Annotated in this window: 15 protein-coding genes and 2 pseudogenes; 11 read left to right on the forward strand and 6 right to left on the reverse strand. The window is 37.9% G+C overall.

The window, feature by feature from the left end:
- Nucleotides 1–34 precede the first annotated feature (34 nt).
- Nucleotides 35–814: an AraC family transcriptional regulator gene (locus tag H4J46_RS08940; protein WP_259365755.1), complete on the reverse strand. Its 780-nt coding sequence runs from the start codon at nt 812–814 to the stop codon at nt 35–37.
- 455 nt (nt 815–1269) lie between these two features.
- On the opposite strand from H4J46_RS08940, the gene H4J46_RS08945 reads away from it, so the two are divergent.
- The 11 genes from H4J46_RS08945 (at nt 1270) to H4J46_RS08995 (ending at nt 17056) form a co-directional block, all read left to right on the forward strand.
- Nucleotides 1270–4380 carry a TonB-dependent receptor gene (locus tag H4J46_RS08945; protein WP_259365756.1) on the forward strand — a complete coding sequence of 1037 codons (3111 nt, stop codon included), beginning with the start codon at nt 1270–1272 and terminating at the stop codon, nt 4378–4380.
- A 174-nt stretch (nt 4381–4554) separates the two neighbouring features.
- A complete protein-coding gene (locus tag H4J46_RS08950; RefSeq protein WP_259365757.1) occupies nt 4555–5313 on the forward strand; it encodes a SapC family protein in 759 nt (252 codons plus the stop codon).
- A gap of 42 nt (nt 5314–5355) precedes the next feature.
- Nucleotides 5356–6423, forward strand: a complete 1068-nt coding sequence (locus tag H4J46_RS08955) for a cupin-like domain-containing protein (protein WP_259365758.1) — start codon at nt 5356–5358, stop codon at nt 6421–6423.
- 64 nt (nt 6424–6487) lie between these two features.
- A complete protein-coding gene (locus H4J46_RS08960) occupies nt 6488–7975 on the forward strand; it encodes a tryptophan halogenase family protein (protein WP_182233168.1) in 1488 nt (495 codons plus the stop codon).
- Between the two features lie 74 nt (nt 7976–8049).
- A complete protein-coding gene (locus H4J46_RS08965) occupies nt 8050–9579 on the forward strand; it encodes a tryptophan halogenase family protein (protein ID WP_182233169.1) in 1530 nt (509 codons plus the stop codon).
- A 494-nt stretch (nt 9580–10073) separates the two neighbouring features.
- Nucleotides 10074–11300: a Gfo/Idh/MocA family protein gene (locus tag H4J46_RS08970; protein ID WP_259365759.1), complete on the forward strand. Its 1227-nt coding sequence runs from the start codon at nt 10074–10076 to the stop codon at nt 11298–11300.
- Nucleotides 11301–11322: 22 nt separating this feature from the next.
- On the forward strand, nt 11323–12375 hold the full coding sequence (locus tag H4J46_RS08975; RefSeq protein ID WP_182233305.1) for a sugar phosphate isomerase/epimerase: 1053 nt from the start codon (nt 11323–11325) through the stop codon (nt 12373–12375).
- 30 nt (nt 12376–12405) lie between these two features.
- On the forward strand, nt 12406–13632 hold the full coding sequence (locus H4J46_RS08980) for a sugar MFS transporter (protein WP_182233306.1): 1227 nt from the start codon (nt 12406–12408) through the stop codon (nt 13630–13632).
- 22 nt (nt 13633–13654) lie between these two features.
- The gene (locus tag H4J46_RS08985) at nt 13655–14290 is read left to right on the forward strand and encodes a gluconate 2-dehydrogenase subunit 3 family protein (protein ID WP_182233170.1); all 636 of its coding nucleotides are present in this window, start codon (nt 13655–13657) and stop codon (nt 14288–14290) included.
- Between the two features lie 82 nt (nt 14291–14372).
- Complete coding sequence (locus H4J46_RS08990; RefSeq protein ID WP_182233171.1) at nt 14373–16097, forward strand: GMC oxidoreductase; 1725 nt, start codon at nt 14373–14375, stop codon at nt 16095–16097.
- Nucleotides 16098–16156: 59 nt separating this feature from the next.
- Nucleotides 16157–17056, forward strand: coding sequence for a sugar phosphate isomerase/epimerase (locus tag H4J46_RS08995; RefSeq protein WP_259365760.1), 900 nt, complete (start codon nt 16157–16159; stop codon nt 17054–17056).
- A 272-nt stretch (nt 17057–17328) separates the two neighbouring features.
- On the opposite strand, the pseudogene H4J46_RS09000 reads toward H4J46_RS08995, so the two are convergent.
- The 5 genes and pseudogenes from H4J46_RS09000 to H4J46_RS09020 all read right to left on the reverse strand — a co-directional run.
- Nucleotides 17329–17513, reverse strand: a pseudogene (locus H4J46_RS09000) (transposase); the annotation flags it as partial.
- Between the two features lie 193 nt (nt 17514–17706).
- Nucleotides 17707–18741, reverse strand: a complete 1035-nt coding sequence (locus tag H4J46_RS09005; protein WP_182233173.1) for a metal-dependent hydrolase — start codon at nt 18739–18741, stop codon at nt 17707–17709.
- A gap of 598 nt (nt 18742–19339) precedes the next feature.
- Nucleotides 19340–20791, reverse strand: a pseudogene (locus tag H4J46_RS09010) (sugar porter family MFS transporter); the annotation flags it as partial.
- Between the two features lie 158 nt (nt 20792–20949).
- Complete coding sequence (locus tag H4J46_RS09015; protein WP_182233175.1) at nt 20950–22035, reverse strand: FecR family protein; 1086 nt, start codon at nt 22033–22035, stop codon at nt 20950–20952.
- Nucleotides 22028–22597, reverse strand: coding sequence for an RNA polymerase sigma factor (locus H4J46_RS09020; RefSeq protein WP_182233176.1), 570 nt, complete (start codon nt 22595–22597; stop codon nt 22028–22030). Before H4J46_RS09020 ends, H4J46_RS09015 begins: the two co-directional genes overlap by 8 nt.
- Nucleotides 22598–22775 lie beyond the last annotated feature (178 nt).

Consider the following 22775-nt stretch of genomic DNA (forward strand, 5'->3'; position numbering starts at 1 on the left):
TATAAGTATGTAACTACCTATGGGAATTGGCGTTTTACGCTAATTCAACATTGACTGTTGTATTGTTATTTAATGTTTGATTCGACCAATGCTCATGGCGAAATGCGGAAGGGCTTCGATCGAATAACTTTTGAAACTGTCGACTAAAATAACTGTGATCAGCAAAGCCCGTATCATTAGCAATAGTGGCAATAGCAATATTGGTTTCTATGAGTAAGCGTCGCGCATTTTCTAAGCGTACTTCATTGATAAACTGTGTAGGTGTTTGACGTAAATACTTTTTAAACCTTCGCTCTAGCGCACTTATAGACAAATGGGTGATATCAGCAAGTTCTTTCAAACAAATATTTTGCATATAGTTTTTTCGCACATAAGCAACAGGTGTCTTTAAGGCATCCATTCCAGATAGTGCGAGTGATGTTTTTTCTAAATGTCGTGATATACCATAAGAGCCAATAGGTTTTCCCTGCTCATCAAGCAAAGGACGTTTTGATGTAGTAAACCAAGCGATATCACCTGATGTAGTATTGTTCATCTCTAAGCGGTTATTAACAACTTCGCCATGCATCACTTTCTGATCATCGACAGTAAACTGTTTAGCAAGATGAGCAGGAGAAAAATCAAAATCACTTAACCCGATAATTTGAACAAGTGACGTGACGCCAATATGCTCCAAAAAGAATTGATTTGCATAAACAAAACAGTTTTGTTCATCTTTTACCCAAAAAAGTACATCAGGCATCAGATCAAACATTTCAATGATTTGTTTTACACTAAATTGATTAATAAACCTATCTACACAAGCTGCCGACATAGCCACCTTACTCATACTTAAACATTGTTTTATTAGCGATTGAACACCTGAAGAAATTACAGTGTATGGGCTCAGTAAAAAAATTACAACGCCGATTTTGTTGTATAAAAAACCGATTTACTCTTAACACTTCATTGAAAAACATCATTATAGTAAATAATCACTTTTTATGCATATCTATACATTTAAGCTTGTCGTGCAAAGAGTGTTGATTTTTAAGCGTAAGTATATTTATTTGATTGAGAGTCAGTTCTAAATTGCAAATTGACTAGCGGAAAAATAAATTTCATTCGTCTTTATACATAGGAAAAGGAAATCTGGCGTTCAAGAAAACCAGGGGGAATAAGAAACAAAGTATAACAAAAAAACAGAAAGGTTTAGCTATAGACGAATGTAATAGCAGTATCGTATGCACTACACCTTGATAATAAAAAACTATAATAGGCAACATAAGCATGATGAACAATAATTATAAAACCTTTAATAAATCATTACTCGCCAAAACTATTAGTGTAATGCTTGGTACTTCAGTAATGGTGCCAGTGTTAGCAGAAGAAATTAAGACAGAAGAAGAAAAACTTGAAGTTATTCAAGTCACAGGTATGCGAGGCAGTTTATCTCAATCAATGAATGTTAAGCGTCAATCAACAGGTGTTGTTGATGCTATTTCTGCTGTGGATATGGGGCAATTTCCTGATACCAATCTCGCAGAATCTTTGCAACGTATTACGGGTGTATCAATTAACCGAGTTAACGGTGAAGGTTCAGAAGTCACCGTACGTGGCTTTGGCGGTAACTTTAATTTAGTGACCTTAAATGGCCGTCAAATGCCAGCAGCAAACGTTGGTACTATTACGGGTAACCCACAAGATAAAGGTGCAGCAGGGACGAGTCGTTCATTTGATTTCTCAAACCTTGCCTCTGAAGGCGTAAGTGGAATAGAAGTATATAAAACAGGACGCGCTGCAGGTTCTTCTGGTGGTATTGGTGCAACAATCAACATTAATACAGTTAAACCACTTGAACAAAGCGAAAATTCAACTTCTATTGGCGTTAAAGGCGTTAAAGATGAAAGTGGCGATGGTATCACGCCTGAAATAAGTGGTGTAACAACTTGGGTAAATGATGACTCAACTTTTGGTGTTTCATTATTTGGTTCATTCCAAGAACGTGACTCTGGCAGTCGACACATGAGTACTGAAGTGTACGAGTTGCGTACATATAATGGCGCAGAGGATTTAGATTCTCTGACCATCCCAGGTGCTACCGTAGTAAATGAACCGACTATTGGTCAAATTCTAGCGATACCTAGTAATATTGGCTTAGGTACTAACCAAGATCATCGTGAGCGTACTAATGCGATGCTAACGTTGCAATATCAACCAATCGACGAGCTTAGATTGACCTTTGATGCAACATATGCAAAAAATGAGAAAGAATCTACATCACTTATCGATGGTATTTGGTTTGCACGTCAATTCAGCTCTGTTGAATTTGATGGTAACCCTGTAGTGTCTACACCGGTCAAGTTTTCTGAGACAGGTGGCGCAAATAACCAAGTTATTGGTAAAGATTTCTTCTTCCAAAATTTAGCGTTAGCAACAAAAGATGAATTAAAATCTTTTGGTTTTAATGCGGCTTATGAAGTAAATGATGACTTAAGCTTAAGTTTTGATGTTGCATCTTCAGAAGCAACAAGTGGTGGTGCTGGTCCTTTAGGATTAAACTCTGTTCGTTTTAATATGGCAGGTGCAACAGCTGGTTTTCAAACAGTTGACTTTACTCAGCCAATTCCTGCAGCAAGTATCTTAATTGAAGATTCACTAAAAGGTGGCAACGGTAATGGGATTTTTGATAAAGCTGATGTTGGCTCTCAAGTCACACAAACCGATATGTCTAATCAAGTTTCAAATGTTGACCAATTCCGTATTGAAGGCCAATGGTTTGTTGATGACATTACTGTTGATTTTGGTGTTGGATATATTTCAACAGAAATGAGACAAACACGTCAAGCGTCAACTGACGCTTTAGGTGATTGGGGTGTAACAGCTCCAGGCGATATCCCAGAGGGTTTATTTGATCAAAGCTGTACAGCTTGTGCGTTTGAAGACCATGATATATCTGGCGTTGACGGTGCCGATACTCTTTCTCCAGGTGGTGCAACAATACCACTCGGTAGTGTTTCATTTAGTGGTGATCCAGTAGCACTTCTAAATGCAGTCGGTCCTGCCTATGGTGTATCTTTAGCGGGTCGCTCCATTAATACAGATGATGATAATACGGTTGAAGAAGACATTTTATCTGTATATGTTCAAGCGAATATGGATTATGACGTTGCTGATATGACATTAAATATCGTTGCAGGTTTACGTTACGAGCAAACAGATGTTACTTCATCGTCGAATCAATTTTTGCCTACACAAATAATTTGGGAAGCTGATAACGACTTTTTACCCGTACTAGGTGACACAGTAGAAACGATCAGAGACGAAAATGACTACTCTAACTTTTTACCAAGTATTGATTTTACGCTTAACGTAAACGACGACATTAAGGCCCGTGCTTCTTTTAGTAAAACATTGGCTCGACCTTCTTATGATCAACTGTTTCAGTCTACGTCAATATCACCTCAACCCCGCATAACAGCATTGGGTGGTGTAGCAACTGGTAAATCAGGTAATGCACAGTTAGATCCACTTGAATCAACAAACATTGATTTATCTTTAGAGTGGTATTACAGCGATTCAAGCCTAATTTCTATCGGTTACTATAGAAAAGACGTTGAAAACTTTGTGGGTATAGCGCAAAGTCAAAAAACATTATTTGGTTTACTCGATGCGACTTCAGGTGCGGATGGTACTACTTCAGGTGACGCAATAGCAGCATTAAATGCAGGTGGTTATGATGTTAACGAAGTTAACTTATTTACCATGTCGGCAGTTTTACAAAATCCAGCTGACTTTCCTAATGGCGCTGCAGACTTTGAAGACCCTGGTGTAAATCCAAATTTTGAAGGTGAAGTGTTTGCTGCTTATGATGTATTTGCACAAGCTGGTGATCCAGAATTACAGTTTCAAGTAACGGGTCCAGTTAACGATAAAAGTGCGGTGATCGACGGTTTTGAATTTGCATGGCAGCATTTCTTTGGTGAAACTGGTTTTGGCTATCAAGTAAACTATACTACCGTAAATGGTGATATTGGTTATGATAATGGTGGTTCTATCAATGTTGATCAATTCGCATTGGAAGGTTTAAGCGATACGGCTAACGCCGTATTAATTTATGAAATGGACGGCTTTTCAACACGTATTGCTTACAACTGGAGAGATGAGTTTTTAAGTACGACTAATCGTGGTAAAGGTCCACGTAACCCAGTATATCTTGCGGAAGCTGAGCAAATCGATATTAACGTGAGTTATAGTCCACTTGAAGACTTAACTGTAAGTTTAGATATTATTAACTTAACTGAAGAAGGTCTTCGTAAGTATGGTCGTAGTAAAAACAATATTTTCTTTGTTCAAGAAGCAGATAGACGTTTTGTGTTAAGTGCTAATTACAAATTTTAGACTTTGATTAAATTTTTCAGTTCAATCAATTAGCTGAAGATATTTATTCGATACCATTCCTCATATTTTACGTTATAAAATTATTTATGAGGATTGGTATTACCTAAGAATGAAACATGATATTAATGTTTCATTCTTTTTTTAAGGTCATTGTTCCTAGTAATTTATGGGGGTATGACACAACTTTATAATAAAGCGAAGTATGCGATGAGCAATGCAATAGTCTTAAATAATGTAGATCATAAAGATATTAAGGTTGATACACGACCTGAATCTAACTTAAATGTAAATCGTTCATTGATATACGCTACTGAAATAGGCGAATTACATAAAGAATTCCCCTTGGTTTTTCACAAAAATTCTGAAACAGGGCTCACACAGTTACACGCGATATTGGGTTTGGAAAGAGATGAAAACCTGTTTATGGGTGATAATGGTTGGACAACTCGATTTGTACCCGCATTACTTGCAAGAGGCCCATTTAGTTTAGGCTATAAAAAAGCGATTAAAGAAAATAACGCGCAACAAGATCCTGTTATTTGCATTGATATGGAAGATACTCGGGTAAATACCGATCAGGGTGAGAATGTTTTTCTTCAATTTGGTGGCGAAGCACCTTACCTAAATTATGTAAAAAAAGCACTGCAAACTATTGATCGTGGAATGCAATTTGATAAAACACTTTATACCCTAGTTAAGTCAATGGACTTGTTAGAACCCGTATCTATCAACATTAAACTCAGTAATGTAGAAGAAGTGAATTTCACTGATTATTATACGGTTAACCAAGATAAACTCGCAAAACTCGATGGCGCTAATTTAGCTGAGTTGAACCAATATGGCGTACTAAGTTTGTTATATTTTGTATTGTCGTCGATGGGGAATTTCCAAACATTGATAGCGCTAAAAAATGCAAAATCTGCAATGTATTAATCCTTTGTTAAAACGGTATATTCTAACTAACGAAGGACGTGCATGATGATAATTAACAATCAGCGTAAAACCGATACTAAAATGGTAGTAAAGGTGCTCGAAGGGATCACCCCTCAAACGATCCCTTATGATGAACTATTTTCGCATAACCAGCCTATTATTTTAAAAGGGTTAGTCAAAGACTGGCCGTTAGTGCAAGCTGGACAAGAATCAGCTCAGCAATCCTCTAATAGCGTAATGGCTCAACTCGAGCAGCATTACAATAAACGTCCATTACTTGTTTACAAAGCTCCCACTGAAAATAAAGCCCGTTTTGGTTACAACAAAAGCTGCACCGGTTTCAACTTCTCTAGTAACCGAAGCACCCTTTCCGAAGTTTTTGATGCTATACGTAACCAACTTAGCCAAGAAGAACATGATTATTTTTACATTAATTCACTCAGATTTGATGAAGGGTTCCCTACGCTTAATCAAACGAATAAATTAGACTTTGATCATGCCGAATTTAAAAATAACCAACCGGTTTCAAAAATTTGGTTAGGCACAGAATCTGTTGCCGCCGCACATTTTGATCAACCCAAAAATATTGCCTGTTGCGTAGCAGGTAAAAGACGTTTCACTTTGTTTCCTCCAGATCAAATCAATAATCTATACCCTGGACCATTAAGTCCTACCCCTGGAGGTCAAGTGGTTACCTTAGCTGATCTCAGCAAGCCAGACTTTAGCCGCTTTCCACGTTTAAAAGAAGCGCTTGATAATGCCTATATTGCAGATCTTGAACCTGGTGATGGCCTATATTACCCCAGTATGTGGTGGCATGAAGTAGAAGCATTTGATCGTTTCAATGTCATGGTGAATTATTGGTGGATGGAAGCAGACCCTTATTTAGGCAGCCCAATGGATGCATTAATGCATGCCATGATGAGCATAAGAGATCGCCCAACAAAAGATAAAGAAGCATGGAAAGCATTATTTGATTACTACATTTTTGGTGATAGCGAAAATGTACGTGCACACTTACCGCCCGAAAGTCATGGCGCGTTAGCCAATATTGACGAAAATCAATCGAGACGATTGGGTGCCATGTTGAGAAATAACCTCAATCGCTAATATTAAACTAACACAAAACTAAAATTACATTGGTGTTAATGCTTAAGCTAAGAGACAGAATATAATGACCGATTCAAAAACTAAAGTAGTTATCGCTGGTGGTGGAACATCTGGTTGGCTTAGCGCATATAGCTTAGTATCTCGCCTTGGCAGTCTATTGGATATAACGCTAGTAGAATCTGATCAGATTGGCACTATTGGTGTAGGCGAAGCGACAATCCCTACCATACGAGCGTATCATCAATTAATTGGGATAGATGAACAAGAATTTATGTCTGCGACTCAAGCAACCTTCAAATTAGGTATTCAGTTTGAAAATTGGGGGCAAGCAGAAGACAGTTATTTTCACTCTTTTGGTGAAATTGGTCAACGCTCTTGGATGGCAGAATTTCATGAGTTTTGGATGGAAGCTAAAGCACAAGGGTTTGGTGGGAGCCTTGAAGATTACTGTCTTGAGCTAAAAGCAGCTAAAGCGAATAAATTTGCCAAACAAACAGGCAAAAAAAACATTAATTATGCTTATCATTTCAATGCAACCGCATATGCCACATTTTTACGGACTAAAAGTGAAATGGCAGGTGTTAAGCGTGAAGAAGGTTTTATAGAACAAATAAGCAAAGATGAAACTGGCAATATAACCTCACTGACCTTAGGCAATGGTAAAGAAATTACAGGTGATTTTTTTATTGATTGTACTGGTTTTAGAGCACTACTTATTGGAGAAAGTCTTGACGTTGGTTATCAAGATTGGAGTCATTATCTAGCGGCAGACAGTGCGATTGCTGTGCAAACAAAAGCAGTAGAAGAACCAATACCATATACAAAAGCTATGGCTCACTCCGCAGGCTGGCAATGGCGAATTCCCCTGCAAAACCGTGTCGGCAATGGTATTGTTTATAGCAGCAAATTTTTATCTGATGATGATGCTCGCACTACGTTAATGGGAAATCTCACTGGAGAACCAATCTCTGAGCCTAGACAACTTCGTTTTACTACGGGTCGACGCGAAAAAGCCTGGCATAAAAACTGTGTTGCTGTTGGTTTATCTAGTGGATTTTTAGAGCCATTGGAGTCAACCAGTATTCACCTTGTTACGACCGCCTTACTTCGACTCATGAAAATGTTTCCCTTTGGCGGTAATACAGTTTTACTGGCTAAACAATATAATCATGAGGTAAAGTTAGAAGCTGAAACCATTCGTGATTTTATCATTCTTCATTATCATTTAACCGAGCGAGATGACAGCCCATTTTGGGATCATTATCGTTCCATGGAAATTCCTGAATCGTTGGCTCATCGAATGGCTATTTTTAAAGAAAATGGTTATGCATGGCTTGATGATATTGGCTTATTTAGAGTGGATTCTTGGGTGCAAGTAATGATGGGACAGGGCATTATGCCTGAGCAACATCATAAAGGTAGCTGTGTTCTGCCTACTGAAGGGTTAAAAGAGCAAATGACGGTACTCCGAAATAGGGTTGCAAACGCGGTTGCTCAATTACCACAACATTCAGACTTTATTAAAAAATACTGTCCCGCTAAAAGTGACTAATTTACCAAAAGTAGATGTTACTTAGCGGAGCATAAATGATTAACAACTGAATTCAATTGATATTAGAAGATAAAATGAAAACGAGAATTGTGATTGTTGGTGGTGGTACAGCAGGTTGGTTAACGGCAGGTATTATTGCTGCTCGTCATTATATAAAAGATTCTCCAACACAGAATACTCAAGTTACCCTTGTGGAATCGCCAGATGTTAAAAATTTGGGGGTTGGTGAAGGCACATGGCCAACTATGCGAGATACCCTTCGCCAAATTGGCATTTCTGAGCGTGAGTTCCTCTCTTGTTGTGACGCGAGTTTTAAACAAGCCTCTAAATTTGTCGGTTGGTCTCAGGGGAAAAATGAGCATTATTATCATCCTTTTACGGCACCTTCCGGTTATGGTGCGTTAAGCATGGCTGATCACTGGTCAGCATCAACGAAAGATATAGATTTTGAACGTTGGGTTTGTGCACAAGGGGCTATTTGTGACAAAAATCTAGCGCCTAAACTTCCACAAATGCCTGAATATGCTTTTAGTTTGAATTATGGCTATCACCTTAACGCAGGTAAATTTGTTAAAATGCTTCATCAGCACTGTCTTGATAAGCTAGGGGTTAGTTATATACAAGGGCATGTTGAGCAGGTTCTACCTGCAGAAAATGGCGATATAGCTTCACTTATATTAACGAGTGGCGAGCAAATGTTGGGCGATTTATTTATCGACTGCAGTGGCTTTGCTGCTATTTTGATTGGCAAACATTATCAAGTCCCTTTTAAGTCACAGCAACATATTTTGTTTAATGACACGGCATTAGCGGTTCAAGTCGAGCATGTTGATAATCAAACACCTATCGCTTCATGTACTGTCGCAACCGCTCAAAACAGTGGTTGGATTTGGGATATTTCGCTGCAAAATAGACGAGGAATAGGTCATGTTTTTTCGAGCGATTTTACAACTTCAGAAAAAGCAGACGAGACGTTGTATAGGTATTTGAAAAACGATCCCTTTATTAATTCACAAAATATCACCTCTCGAAAAATTAAGTTTACTCCAGGTTATAGAGAAAAATTCTGGCATAAGAACTGTGTAGCTATTGGTGTTTCAGCGGGTTTTGTTGAACCTTTAGAAGCTACTGCTTTGGTATTAATTGAAAAATCAGCTGAGTGGATCAGTCAGCAACTTCCGCGAGATGGCAGTGCTATGAAAGTTTTGGCGAAAAGGTTTAATCATTTAACCTTGCAAAGATGGCAAGAAATCATCGATTTTCTTAAGTTACATTACCTACTATCGAAACGAACAGACAGTGCGTATTGGCAAGCGCATCAACAAGTAGAGTCAATTCCCGAAAGTTTACAGGAATCATTGCAACTATGGCGTTCACAAGCTCCAGGGCTTTATGAGACAAATCAACGTTTTGAACTGTTTTCGTCAGCAAGTAAGCAGTACGTTTTGTATGGTATGGGCTTCAATACAATGAAACAAACATTAGCTCAGAAAGAAGCTTCGTTAATAAAGCGTCTACTCAACGAAACGCGTAATACTACTGAGCAATTGTTCAATGCATTGCCAACGAACAGGGAGTTTCTCTCTAAAATAAGGCAAAAATAAATAGAGTTATTTATGAATCGATACTCATTTATTAAAATAAATTCTGGTTACCTTCGTTCAGTCTTTAGCTGAATACTTGATCGATTTGATGATAACTTTTTCTGCTTCTTATAACTGTTTAAGAATAGTGGACACACCACAAAATCCCCCCAAAGTATCGCGACTATAAAGTCGATACGCTCAATTGCTTGGATCTGTTGAACAAGTAATATTTGCATCTAAGTATTATTCAATTTATATAAACACTAAAGTCCGTAAAAATAACTCATCAAAAGAAAGTAATTGATTGTCTTGTCTCTTTTTCAACAAATAAAAAACCAACAAAAAATAAACAACGCCGATTTTGTTGTATAAAAAACCGATTTATTCTTAACACAATATTGAAAAATGTCTCTATAGTAAATAAACAGTTCTAGTAGATGTTTTGGTTTTAAGTTTGAGCAAAATAGCGTGACTGCATAACCATAATATCTATTTAAAAAGAGTTAATTATTATGCGTAAAATTAGAATGGGAATGGTGGGTGGTGGAAAAGGCGCTTTTATTGGCGCTATTCATCGTATAGCTGCACAACTAGATAACCAAATTGAGCTAGTTTGTGGCGCGTTTAGTTCTGATCCTGACAATGCAGTTTCATCAGGTAAATCACTGTATTTAGATGAAGATAGATGCTACCGCTCTTACCAAGAGATGTTTGAGACAGAAGCAAAGCTAAGTGATGATAAACGTATGGATATGGTGTCTATTGTCACGCCTAATCATCTGCATTTCCCTGTTGCTAAAATGGCCCTTGAATATGGCTTTCATGTGATGTCTGATAAACCGGCAACGGTTGACTTAGTTCAAACCTTGGCGTTGAAAGAAATTATTGAACACACTGGGTTATTGTACGGCTTAACACATACCTACACGGGTTACCCTATGATAAAAGAAGCTAAAGCGCGCATTAAACATGGGCAATTGGGTAATATTAAAAAGGTTGTTGTTGAATATCCACAAGGTTGGTTAGCACATAAAAAAGATGAAGGCAGTAAACAGGCTTCATGGCGATTAGATCCTAAAAAGTCAGGGATTAGCTGTTGTATGGGGGATATTGGCGTACATTCTGCCAACCTCGCAGAATACGTGACAGGTCTTGCGATAACGGAAATTTGTGCTGATTTATCGAGTAGTGTTACCGGACGAATACTTGATGACGACGGCACTGTATTGTTACGTTTTAATTCAGGTGCAGAAGGTGTTTTACTGGCGAGCCAAATCTCAGTGGGTGAAGAGAATAGTCTTAAATTACGTGTATACGGTGAAACAGCAAGTATTGAATGGTCACAACTTGAACCTAACAGTGTTTGGATGAAGTTTACAGATAAACCGAGTCAGTTGATTCGTGCCGGCGTTGGTGGAATGGATGCTATAACACAAGCAAACATGAGAACGCCTGCAGGTCATCCAGAAGGTTACCTAGAAGCATTCGCTAATATTTATACGCAGTTCTCATATCAAATACGCAGAAGATTATTCCCCAGCACGTGTAATAAAGAGACTAACGACCTTGTTAGCATTAATGACGCCGCTATGAATGATGTCCCAGGCATAGAGTCTGCAGTAAGGGGTATGGCCTTTATTGAGAATGTTGTGGCTGCGAGTCAATCTGAATTGAAATGGCACCCTTTTTTATTAGTACCACAAAACATTACTATTCCAAACAAACTAAAAAAAGCATAAGGAGAATTTCATGGGAAAATCAATGAAAAAAATTAAAGGTCCCGCTATTTTCCTTGCACAATTCATTGGCGATGAAACTCCATTTAATGACTTACCATCATTATGTCAATGGGCTGCGGGGTTAGGGTATAAAGGTATTCAATTACCCACGGACCCTAAACTTATCGACTTATCGAAAGCGGCAATCAGTCAAAGCTATTGTGATGAAATAAAAGCGATAGTGGCTGAAGCTGGTTTAGAGATCACTGAGCTTTCGACACATCTTCAAGGTCAACTGGTCGCAGTACATCCTGCTTATGACAAAATGTTCGATGGTTTTGCACCTGAAGCGTTACGAAATAATCCTTCAGCTAGAACAGAATGGGCGATAGAACAACTGAAATGTGCGGCGAAAGCGAGTGAAAGACTCGGTTTAAAAGCTCATGCTACTTTTTCAGGTGCATTGTTGTGGCACACCTTTTATCCATGGCCACAAAGACCTCCCGGTTTAGTTGAATTAGGTTTTGAAGAATTAGCTAATCGCTGGTTACCTATTCTTGATGCATTTGATGAAGCGGGTGTTGACGTTTGTTATGAATTACATCCAGGTGAAGATTTACATGATGGCGCAAGCTTCGAACGCTTTCTTGAAGCGGTAAATAACCATCCTCGCGCTAATATTTTATATGATCCAAGTCACTTCGTTTTACAGCAACTCGATTACCTTGCTTTTATCGATATCTATCATGATCGAATTAAAGCCTTTCATGTTAAAGATGCCGAGTTCAATCCGTCAGGTCGCAGCGGTGTGTACGGTGGTTATCAATCTTGGCAAGATAGGCCAGGACGTTTTCGCTCCTTGGGCGATGGTCAAATTAACTTCAAAGCCATTTTTAGCAAACTGACTCAATATGGTTTTACGGGGTGGGCTGTGCTCGAGTGGGAGTGTTGTATTAAACATCCAGAAGATGGTGCTAAAGAAGGGGCGATATTTATTGCCCAACATCTTATTAATCCAACGGACAAAGCCTTTGACAATTTTGCTGCCGTAGCTACAGACAATAATGTTAATAAAAGCCTTTTAGGGCTGAAATAAAAGAGCAAGACTATGACTGTAAATAAAACAATAAGCGCAAAGAACTCATCCAGAATATTTACCATTTGTTGTTTAGCTTTGCTTGTTACTTCAATGACTTTTGCAATACGGGCAGGTATTTTAAGTCAACTAGGTGCTGAGTTTTCGCTTAACGATGGTCAGCTTGGTTGGGTAAACGCCATGGCTTTTTTAGGTTTTCCTGTCGCTATGATGATAGGTGGGGCTTTATATAATAGCCTTGGAGCTAAAAAGTTACTGATAATTGCCTTTGTATGTCACTTAGCAGGTCTACTGTTAACTATATCAGCAGAAGGATTTTGGGGCTTACTCATTTCAACCTTCTTTATTGGTTTTGCTAATGGCGCAGTAGAAGCTGGTTGTAACCCATTAATTGCTGAAACGTATCCAGATAACAAAACTACAATGTTAAATAGATTTCATGTTTGGTTTCCTGGAGGAATCGTTGTAGGAGCGCTTATTTCAAAAGCGATGACCGATGCGAATTTAGGTTGGCAATTACAAATTGCGGTCATGCTAATTCCTGCCATTTTATATGGCGTGATGACGTTAAAACAGCACTTTCCAGAAATTGAACGTATCAAAGGCTCTACCCGTGACAATGTAAAAGCATTATTTTCACCGCTATTCATTTTTATGGCGATTTGTATGACATTAACAACTACCGCCGAATTGGGCACACAGCAATGGATTGAAAGGATTTTGGGAGCATCAGGTGCATCTCCTATGCTAATCATGGCACTAATTACCGGATTAATGGCTGTAGGACGTTATTTTGCAGGCCCAGTCATTCATCGTCTCAATCCTGTTGGCGTGCTTCTATTTTCTGCCATTGTTGCCACTGTGGGAATATATTCAATGAGCATTGCTACTGGTTCAATGGTTTATTTTGCCGCAATATTATTTGCGATTGGCGTGATGTATTTCTGGCCAACCATGGTGGGATTTGTTGCAGAGAACATTCCAGAAAGTGGTGCTTTAGGCATGTCGATGATTGGTGCTGCAGGCATGTTTGCCTTAAGTCTATGGAATCCTGTTATTGGTAGCTGGATAGACAGTGCGCGTGAAAGTGCCAATGCTTCAGTTATACCAGGCATAGATCCAGAGCTTGTAGCAGGCCAAAGCGTACTCGCTAATCTAGCTTTTTTCCCCGCGATACTCATCATCGCTTTTACATTTTTATACTTATATATGAATAAAAATAAGTCACAGACTGTTGTGACTGCTGATATTAATTAAAAATAGGTTAGGGGGGGGGATTATGAATAATGATATTACATCAACATTAGTAACAACGAATGAAAAGTCCAGACGAAATTTTCTAAAGGGCTTCACTACTATGCTTGGCGGCATTACTGTTGGTTCACTATTAACAGGTAATGCTATCTCTGTTGCGATGGCCTATGTACCAAACAGTGACAGTATTTTAACTGACGGTAAAGTCTTTAATAAAAGCCAATTAATGCTACTTAAACAAATATGCTCAATTGTTATTCCAAAAACAGATACTTTAGGCGCCGCAGAAGTTGATACTCATGGTTTTATTGATAATCAACTTTTTCATTGTCATACCAAAGAAGAACAAAAAACGGTGTTAGCATTATTAAAATTGGTTAATGAAAGTGCTAAAAAACAGTTATCAATGTCTTTTATGAAGCTAACGTCTGAGCAACAATTTCAACTGTTGAATGACTTTGATTTGGGACAACAACGTTTTAATCAAACTCAGCGTGACGATTTTAAGTTGTTAAAACAATATATTTGTTTTGGTTATTACACTTCGGAAGTAGGGGCAACACAAGAGTTACGTTATGACCCAGTTCCGGGTGGCTTTCAAGGTTCAATTCCTTATAAAAACTTGGACCCTTCATGGGCTACCAGAGGTTTATTTAATTAATAAGCCTTAGCTCAATGTATAGGAGTTAATCCCATAGAGTGCTTAACACCTCGGTCAGTCTATTTGATATGAGATAATCATAATGAAAGAACAAGTATATATAAATAAAACTAGTGAAGTTTATGATGCCATTGTTATTGGGTCTGGGATCTCCGGCGGTTGGGCAGCAAAAGAATTTTGTGAACGCGGTCATAAAACCCTAATGATAGAACGTGGCCGTGTTGTCGAGCATCGTAAAGATTACACCGGTGAAAATACACCAATGTGGAAGCAAGAACTTCGCGGGCGTGTCGATAATATTTTAGTCGATCAACAACATCATATTCAAAAGCAATGTTACGCTTTTGGTAATACCACTAAGCACTTTTTTGGTAATGACCGCGACCTACCTTACACCACCAAAAAAGGTACTGAATTTTCTTGGATACGGGCAAATCAGTTAGGCGGAAAATCTTTATTATGGCATCGACAAACCTACCGTTTAGGTGAGTATGACTTCAATGCCAATAAACTAGATGGTCATGGAAATGACTGGCCAATTCGCAGCAAAGATATTGAAAAATGGTATTCACACGTTGAGATACATGCAGGTATAAGTGGCTCTAAAGAAAATTTACCCAATTTACCTGACAGTGAATTTTTGCCTCCATTTGAAATGACGTCGCCAGAAAAAGCGATACAAGCAAAACTTGCTGAATTATACCCTGAACGCCCTTTAATTATGGGGCGTACGGCTCATTTAACTCAACCTTCAGAATTACATGTGTCACAAGGTCGAGTAAAGTGTCAGGCACGAAATGAATGCCATGCTGGTTGTTCTTACGGTGCTTATTTTTCTACGCAAAGCTCAACTTTACCAGCCGCGGCAAAAACAGGTAATTTACACATTGCGCCCAACAGTGTTGTGCATAGCCTTATTTATGATGAAAAAACTAATCGTGTTAAGGGTGTACGAGTCATTGATAACGATGATTTAAGCGAACGGGAATACTTTGCTAAAGTTATTTTTGTTTGTGCATCAACGATTGGTTCAACCCAAATACTGATGAATTCCGTCTCTAAAAAGTTTCCTAACGGCATTGCTAATAGCTCAGGTGTACTTGGTCATTATTTAATGGACCATAACTACAATTCTGAAGCTTCTGGTGATATTGACGGTTTTGAAGACGAGTATTATTCTGGTCGAAGGCCTTCAGGCATAATGATACCTAATTTCTATTATAAGCAAAATCCTAAACGTGGTTTTCTAAGGGGCTATGCCTTAGGTGGTGGTGCATATCGAGAAGGATGGGATTCTCAACAGCATCAGGATGGTTTAGGTGCTGAGTATAAAAATAAACTGAAGCATGCAGGTAAATGGCGTTTTCGTTTATTTGCACAGGGTGAAATGCTACCTAGGTTTGAAAACCAGATGCGTCTACATCCAACATTAAAAGATAAATGGGGTATTCCTCAAATAGAATTCGATGTGAGGTTTTCTCAAAACGAAAAGTTAATGATGGAAGATGCCACAGAGCAGTCGATTAATATGTTGAAAGCGGCTGGATTAACAAATGTTTTAGGTAATTCGAAGCACGGACCTCCGGGCCTAGCCATTCATGAACTAGGTACAGCACGTATGGGACGAGATCCTAAAACATCGATACTGAATGGTTTTAATCAAAGTCATGATATTCCTAATTTATTTGTGACTGACGGTGCCAGCTTTTGTTCTTCAGCAGTACAAAACCCTAGTTTAACCTTTATGGCATTAACCGCCAGAGCTGTTGATTTTGCAGTAAAAGAACTAGCTGCTAAACGAATATAGTGGTTAACACTATAGTTGTTTAGCATGTGAATAAAGAATTTAACAAAGTAGGAATAAGAATGAAAATATTTAAAATTATAACACTTTCCGCAATTATCGCTCTGTCATGCTTTACGCAAGCACAGGATAATAAAATGCAGAACAAGGTACAAACCTACCAGGAAAAGGCAATACCCAAAGTAAGCGTACAATTATGGTCAGTAAAACATGAACTAAAAAGTGATTTTAAAGGCACATTAAAGCAGATTTCGGCTATGGGATTTGATGGTGTCGAGTTTGCTGGTGATTTTGGACCTTATAATGATGATGCTAAAGGACTTAAAGTTTTTCTAGATGGTTTAGGCTTACAAGTAAGTGCGGCACACATTAACTTTACTGCTTTTGATGTAAAACATTTTGATAAATCAGTGGCTTTTTATAAAGCGTTAGAAACCGATACACTCATTGTTGCTTGGGATGATAGAGGTTGGGACAGTTTAAAAGTAGATAGTTTAATTGCGGATTTAAATAATTTATTTACCAAGCTTAAAGCTGAAGGCTTTCATTTTGGTTATCATAATCACGAGCAAGAATTTGATGATTATAACGGTGCGACATTTTGGGATCATATCGCTAAATCAACCCCGAAAGATTTTGTTTTACAAATGGATGTTGGTTGGGTGACACTTGCGGAAAAAGACCCTGTTGTATATATCAATCGTTATCCAAATCGCACATCAACCACACATATCAAAGCAAAACTTCCAAGAGACGTAGCAGCTAAAATGGCCACTAATGGTAAACGTCAGATCGTTGGGGATGATGTAACTGATTGGGCCGCCGTTTTAAAAGCAGATATAATGGTTGGTGGTACAAAATGGTTTGTTATAGAGCAAGAAGAATATCCAGATGGTTTAACACCACTTCAAGCGGTTAAATTATCAAAGCAAGGTTTGGATAAAGCGATTATAAACTTGTAACTAGTAAAATTAGGTCAGTATATAATCTGGCCTTTTCACCGTTTATTTCATGTGATATCTTAACACAAGTTCATATTTCCTGCTTAAATATATTATTGAAAATCGGAATGGCGTACAGCTAACACATCACATTTTCCTTATCTAAAACAAAAGTAGAACCAGAAAAATTAAAAGCTCAAGAGGCTAATAAAGAAGAGAGTTCATATTCTTTGTTATTCAATGCGAGCAATACGTTTTTTAAGTTGACGAATTTCAAGTTGATCTGGCGTTTATAGCATCGCTTTACTCGTGAGGCCATTACGTTCATTTTTAATTGATGAACCCATTTATCTAATGACGAATTACCTACATTCATCACTTGAGCTACTTTAATGATAACGTATTTTTTATCAAGGACTAATTGAGCACATTCAAGTCTGAATTTTGCTGTGAAATTGGGTTTGGTTCTTTTTGTCATAGTGTCACCTAAAGTTTGATGAGGTGCATAATAACACCTCTAGTTAGGTGGCCAAATTAACTATGTCACTACAGGTTTTTCCGATTAAGCGACAAAAAAATTAATAGCTTACAACGCTGTTCGCTGGCCGACTGGGGGCATTTACTATTTAATATGCCCGTCTTGTTAAGCGTCGCTATACAATTAACTTTCCCTATTGACACACACCGTTTTTTTTAAGTGGAGCCAATGAAACTGAAGCATCCCAAATTCTCTCCCAAATACTGCCAAGCATACTGAAATCAGGTCGTTCACTCACCTTCTCAACCTCGCTTTTAACAATCCCTTTGCTAGTTTGTTCGCCGAGAATAAAATTGAACACATAACGGCATTCCACACCCATACGTAAATCAGATAAAACAATATTCTGTTCTTCTGCTTTGACTGAATAAAAGCCTTTAGTGAACCATTGAAGCCTCTGTACATCCCATTCATCTTTGATATTAGTAAGTAGAGCATCTGACGAATGATAGGCCTCTAAACTTACATCTGATGCTAAGTCAAACACAGAGAGATAACCCTCGTAATATTGACCGTCTGACATTACCAATACCCGCCAAAGTAAGGTGGAAAAAGGCGCAGGGGTACTCAAATAATGGTCGACTTCTATCTGCCTATCATTCAGCGCAATTGCTACTTTTTTGTCGATATAAAATTTTGCGCTTAAAGACCAAAAAATATAAAGGCAGCTTATGGCTAATGCAAAATGATTGATTTTTGCGATCTTTGCTGGCTTGATTCTGGGCAAAAAAATAACAACAAACGCAAACAATAACGGCAAGGTATACATGGGGTCAATAATAAATAAATTAGAGGCTGCAAAGGGATACTCAGTGATAGGCCACAACAATTGTGTACCATAAACCGTGAAGCTGTCTAAAATCGCATGAGTAGATAAACAAAGGAAAACTAGCCAAAACCAGTGTTTCTTATAAATTGCTGTAGCTTGATGATATTTGATTAGTAGCCAGACAATAAAAGGACTGATTAACAAGTGTATTAACAGCGAGTGACTAAATCCTCGATGGTAAGTAAAAGCTTCTACTTCACCACTGTATGGCAGGAGAACATCTAAGTCAGGCAAGGTCCCTAAAAGAGCACCATAAATGGCGGCTTTGTGGCCAACTTTGTTGCCTAATACCGCATAACCAACCGCACCACCTAAGACAACTTGTGTTAATGAATCCATAATGACCTTGTTAATTTAACCATGATTAACCTTTTACTACGCTTTAACCCTTAATGCTAGATCAGTTAATACAGCCACTTTCTATGTTATGAGCGATAAGCTATCTCTATAGGCTCACTCAAGCTTTGAATTAGCGACCTGTTTTTTCGACAACATAAAAAATAGGTTTTCTTCTCTGCTCAAGCAACATAATTTGATTAGTTGGATTAAATGACAAAAAATTAATAGCTCATAACTGTTTTGAAAAACACCAAGAATACAAAGTGCTTATTATCCTTTGAGGTTGAATATCAGAAATGATAACTGAAGGGTGATTTTCAAAAATAAGTTAATATGTCTATAGTTTTTTAAAACCTCACTGTCGTATATGAAACTAATCTTAAATATTATTGCTAGCCACAGATAAGATAAGAGCTAGGTGTTTTACACAACCTTTACTCATACCAGGTAATCGACTATTTAGACAAGAACGCTTACATTAAACAGATAAATTATATTCACACCACTTGCTTCACTTACGTTGTCAATTTGCTCAACCATGGCATATAGAACAAGGTTCGATAGCATTTAAGCTTACGAACCTTATCAACCTGAAAGGTTACTCCATTTCTTCTAAACGAACGCCACGGGTTTCTTTGATATATTTCACAACAAAGAAAATACTGATAAACGCAGATATGGTGTACAAACCGTAAGCGCCTGCTAAACCAATTGAGCCTAATATAATAGGGAAGGTCATGGTAATGGCAAAGTTTGCTATCCATTGGGCACTAGCGGCAATTGCTAAAGCGGCACCGCGAATACGATTATTAAACATTTCGCCTAATAATACCCAAACAACTGGGCCCCAACTTAAGCCAAAAAACACGACAAATAAGTTAGCAGTAACCAAAGCGAAAGTTCCCATCGCATCCGATAATGCTACCTTACCTAATTCATCAAAGCCTGCACTACCAAAAATAAAGCTTAAGATACCTAAACTAATAAACATACCGATACTACCGACTAATAACAACGGCTTGCGGCCAACTTTGTCTATTAAAGCAATGGCAATAAAGGTTGAAATTATATTGGTTGTTCCCGTCATTACATTGATTAAGAGCGATTGCGACTCATCAAAGCCTGCCGCTTGCCATAGCTCAGCGCCATAATAAAAAACAACATTAATACCAACAAATTGCTGAAAAACAGAAAGTGCAATACCGACCCAAATAATAGGATGTATATTCTTTTTACCATCAATAAACAAATCGGCAAGATGAGTTTTCTTATTGCCGTGTAATGATTTTTTTACTTCATCAACAAGCTCGTTTTCGGTGCCAGCTGATATTTTTTTAAATACACCATGTGCTTGTTTTATATTGCCTTTTGCGACTAAATAACGTGGTGATTCTGGAATAAACAACACACCAATTAAAAACAATGTCGCTGGTATTAATTCGACCCAAAACATCCATCGCCAAGCTGATAGGTCGAGTAAAAATGAATTTCCTGCGCTTCCTGCTGATGAGGCGATAATATAATTACTTAAAAATGCGGCAAATAAACCTAGTACTATCGCGAGTTGTTGAAGAGTCGCTAAGCGACCACGCAATGCAACAGGTGCAACTTCTGCAATATAAGCAGGCGCTAAAACAGATGCAGCACCAATACCTAAGCCGCCGATGAGTCGATAAAAAATAAACTCAAGAGAAGTATCTGATATACCTGAGCCAAAGGCACTGATAGCAAATATTATGGCGGTAACAATCATGATGGGTTTACGGCCAAAACGGTCAGAAATCGGTCCAGCCATTAATGCGCCGACGGCACAACCTAATAGAACAGAGGCGACATTAAATCCGGTTGCCACATCATTGGATTGAAAAGCATTGCCTAACGCTGTCACTGTGCCATTGATAACGCCGGAGTCGAAACCAAAAAGAAAACCACCTAAAGCAGCGACAGAAGAAATAAAGAGTACATATAAAACCGAGGAATTAACTTCTTCTGGTGTTTGTTGTGTGCCATTTAAACCAGCTAAATGTGTTTGTTCAGTCATGCTATTTCCTTTATTGTTATTGTTATTGTGTTAATTTTTTAATTAAGCGCTTGAAATAAAAAAAACCATTATTTTGCATAATGGTCAATCTATAACTGTGGTTTAAAGGCTTTTTTTGAAGGCTTAATATGAAAAGCTAAGCCTTTGGTTTTTATGTAATGCAAGCATTAACCAGCATATTTTAAGATGATTTTATGTGGGCCAACTTTTTGATAGCTAATATTAAAATTACGCGTCAGTACATCAAGTAAGCCAATTACATCGCCTGTTTTAAACATACCAGCGACTTGTACCTTTTGAAGTTCTTTATCATCAGCTAATTCAAATTCTATATCAGTGTAGCGGCTAATCTCTGCCATTGTTTCTGCAAGCGACTCACCACGAAATATTAAATTTCCCTGACGCCAGCTTAAGTTAGCCGCCATTTCTATAGGGTCTACTTTTATGACTTTCTCTTGTGTTTTACCCGAGATGTCTAAGTCGACTTTTTCGCCTTTGGATATCGCCATCGAATTTTTTGGTAGTCTTTTTACTATCTGCTCAATTTCATCGCCAAGGGCATTATCTTTTTGTGCAACCAACACTTTACCGTCAGTGACAATCAATTCGACTAAGTTATTACGCACTTCGACGTTAAAAGCAGTCCCCACGGCTTGAATAACCTTACCACCAACAATAACACTTAAGGGCCGTGCAGTGTCGTGTGCCACATCGATATGAATTTCACCACGTAGTAGCTCAATTATTCGAGAGTTTTGGCTATATTTAACTTGTACAAAACTATTAGTGTTAAGCACTATTTTGCTGTTGTCAGGTAAATTAATGGTATTACTTTCACCAATATTTGTTTGATAACTTGCCTGCATTGCAACGATAGCAGATGTGCTTTGGGCAAAAGGTAAAAGGTTGGAGCCACTTTGATAAAGCATGAGTGTTAATGCGACAATGAATGAAGCAGCCATAGCGGCAATGGCATTTCTTGTTTGTTTTTTCTTAATGTTAGCTTGTGGAAAAATATCAGATAAACGACTTAAGTGGTCCATTTTGTCCCACATTTGCGCTACTTCAAATAATACTTCAATATTTAAAACATCAGTCGATAACCATTCAGTTAGCTGCTTTTTTTCTAATGTAGTTAAGCTACGATCTAATTTGGCGATCCAATCGCTAGCATCATTTAAGCGAGTTTCTTCTAACCGCTCAGCAGATTGTCGTTGAGTCGATTTTTTATTAATTTGATGAACATTATTCATGAGTGCCTCCAGCAATACTTTGAGAAGTGCTAGCAGAAGATTTACTCTCTAGTTTATTAATGTTTCGCATAAAGAGCGTGCAACGCTTCATGCCGGTTGCTATATGTTTTTCCACGGTACTTTCACTAAGGCCTAATTGAGCAGCGATCTCACGCTGCGAATATCCATACACTTTTTTTAATACAAAAACTTTGCGACATTGTGTGGGTAATTGTCTGACGGCTTCGCAAAAGTGCGAAAATTCATTGTTAATTAAGGTGTTTTCATACATTTCATCAACGTCATTTGATAATAAACACTCCAAAGCTTGCAGATCGTCAACACGGTCAACAAGTTTAACACCGGCTCTTTTTTGATAATCTAGCGCTAAATTCCGTGCCGTTCTATACATAAACGATTTTGGTGAAGTAATATTTTCTTTATTTTCTATTTGGCAAATACGGACATAGGTTTCTTGAACAATATCTTCAATTTCATCCGGAGGAACAATGCGAGATACCACGCGAGAAATACTTTTTCTCGATGCTAAATATATTTTGTAAAATAAGGTATCGCTCGACATTAGGTTACTTCTATTTATGATTGTAATTTTTGATAATGTTCTATAGTTAACGTTTGCTGTGTAAACCATAAAGTTACCTTAGTAACAACTAAGACGATTCATGTTAAAAAATCCGCTATCGATAAATAACATATTACAACGTATCAACAAATATTTACTTTTAAATGTGTTTTACAAA

It is taken from the genome of Colwellia sp. MB02u-6, from assembly GCF_014077095.1.
Classification (GTDB): Bacteria; Pseudomonadota; Gammaproteobacteria; order Enterobacterales; family Alteromonadaceae; genus Cognaticolwellia.

Excerpts from the sequence above, each read along its gene's own strand:
- H4J46_RS08940 (WP_259365755.1), bottom strand. The coding sequence starts at position 814 with ATGTCGGCAGCTTGTGTAGATAGGTTTATTAATCAATTTAGTGTAAAA.
- H4J46_RS08945 (WP_259365756.1), top strand. The coding sequence starts at position 1,270 with ATGATGAACAATAATTATAAAACCTTTAATAAATCATTACTCGCCAAA.
- H4J46_RS08950 (WP_259365757.1), top strand. The coding sequence starts at position 4,555 with ATGACACAACTTTATAATAAAGCGAAGTATGCGATGAGCAATGCAATA.
- H4J46_RS08955 (WP_259365758.1), top strand. The coding sequence starts at position 5,356 with ATGATGATAATTAACAATCAGCGTAAAACCGATACTAAAATGGTAGTA.
- H4J46_RS08960 (WP_182233168.1), top strand. The coding sequence starts at position 6,488 with ATGACCGATTCAAAAACTAAAGTAGTTATCGCTGGTGGTGGAACATCT.
- H4J46_RS08965 (WP_182233169.1), top strand. The coding sequence starts at position 8,050 with ATGAAAACGAGAATTGTGATTGTTGGTGGTGGTACAGCAGGTTGGTTA.
- H4J46_RS08970 (WP_259365759.1), top strand. The coding sequence starts at position 10,074 with ATGCGTAAAATTAGAATGGGAATGGTGGGTGGTGGAAAAGGCGCTTTT.
- H4J46_RS08975 (WP_182233305.1), top strand. The coding sequence starts at position 11,323 with ATGAAAAAAATTAAAGGTCCCGCTATTTTCCTTGCACAATTCATTGGC.
- H4J46_RS08985 (WP_182233170.1), top strand. The coding sequence starts at position 13,655 with ATGAATAATGATATTACATCAACATTAGTAACAACGAATGAAAAGTCC.
- H4J46_RS08990 (WP_182233171.1), top strand. The coding sequence starts at position 14,373 with ATGAAAGAACAAGTATATATAAATAAAACTAGTGAAGTTTATGATGCC.
- H4J46_RS08995 (WP_259365760.1), top strand. The coding sequence starts at position 16,157 with ATGAAAATATTTAAAATTATAACACTTTCCGCAATTATCGCTCTGTCA.
- H4J46_RS09005 (WP_182233173.1), bottom strand. The coding sequence starts at position 18,741 with ATGGATTCATTAACACAAGTTGTCTTAGGTGGTGCGGTTGGTTATGCG.
- H4J46_RS09015 (WP_182233175.1), bottom strand. The coding sequence starts at position 22,035 with ATGAATAATGTTCATCAAATTAATAAAAAATCGACTCAACGACAATCT.
- H4J46_RS09020 (WP_182233176.1), bottom strand. The coding sequence starts at position 22,597 with ATGTCGAGCGATACCTTATTTTACAAAATATATTTAGCATCGAGAAAA.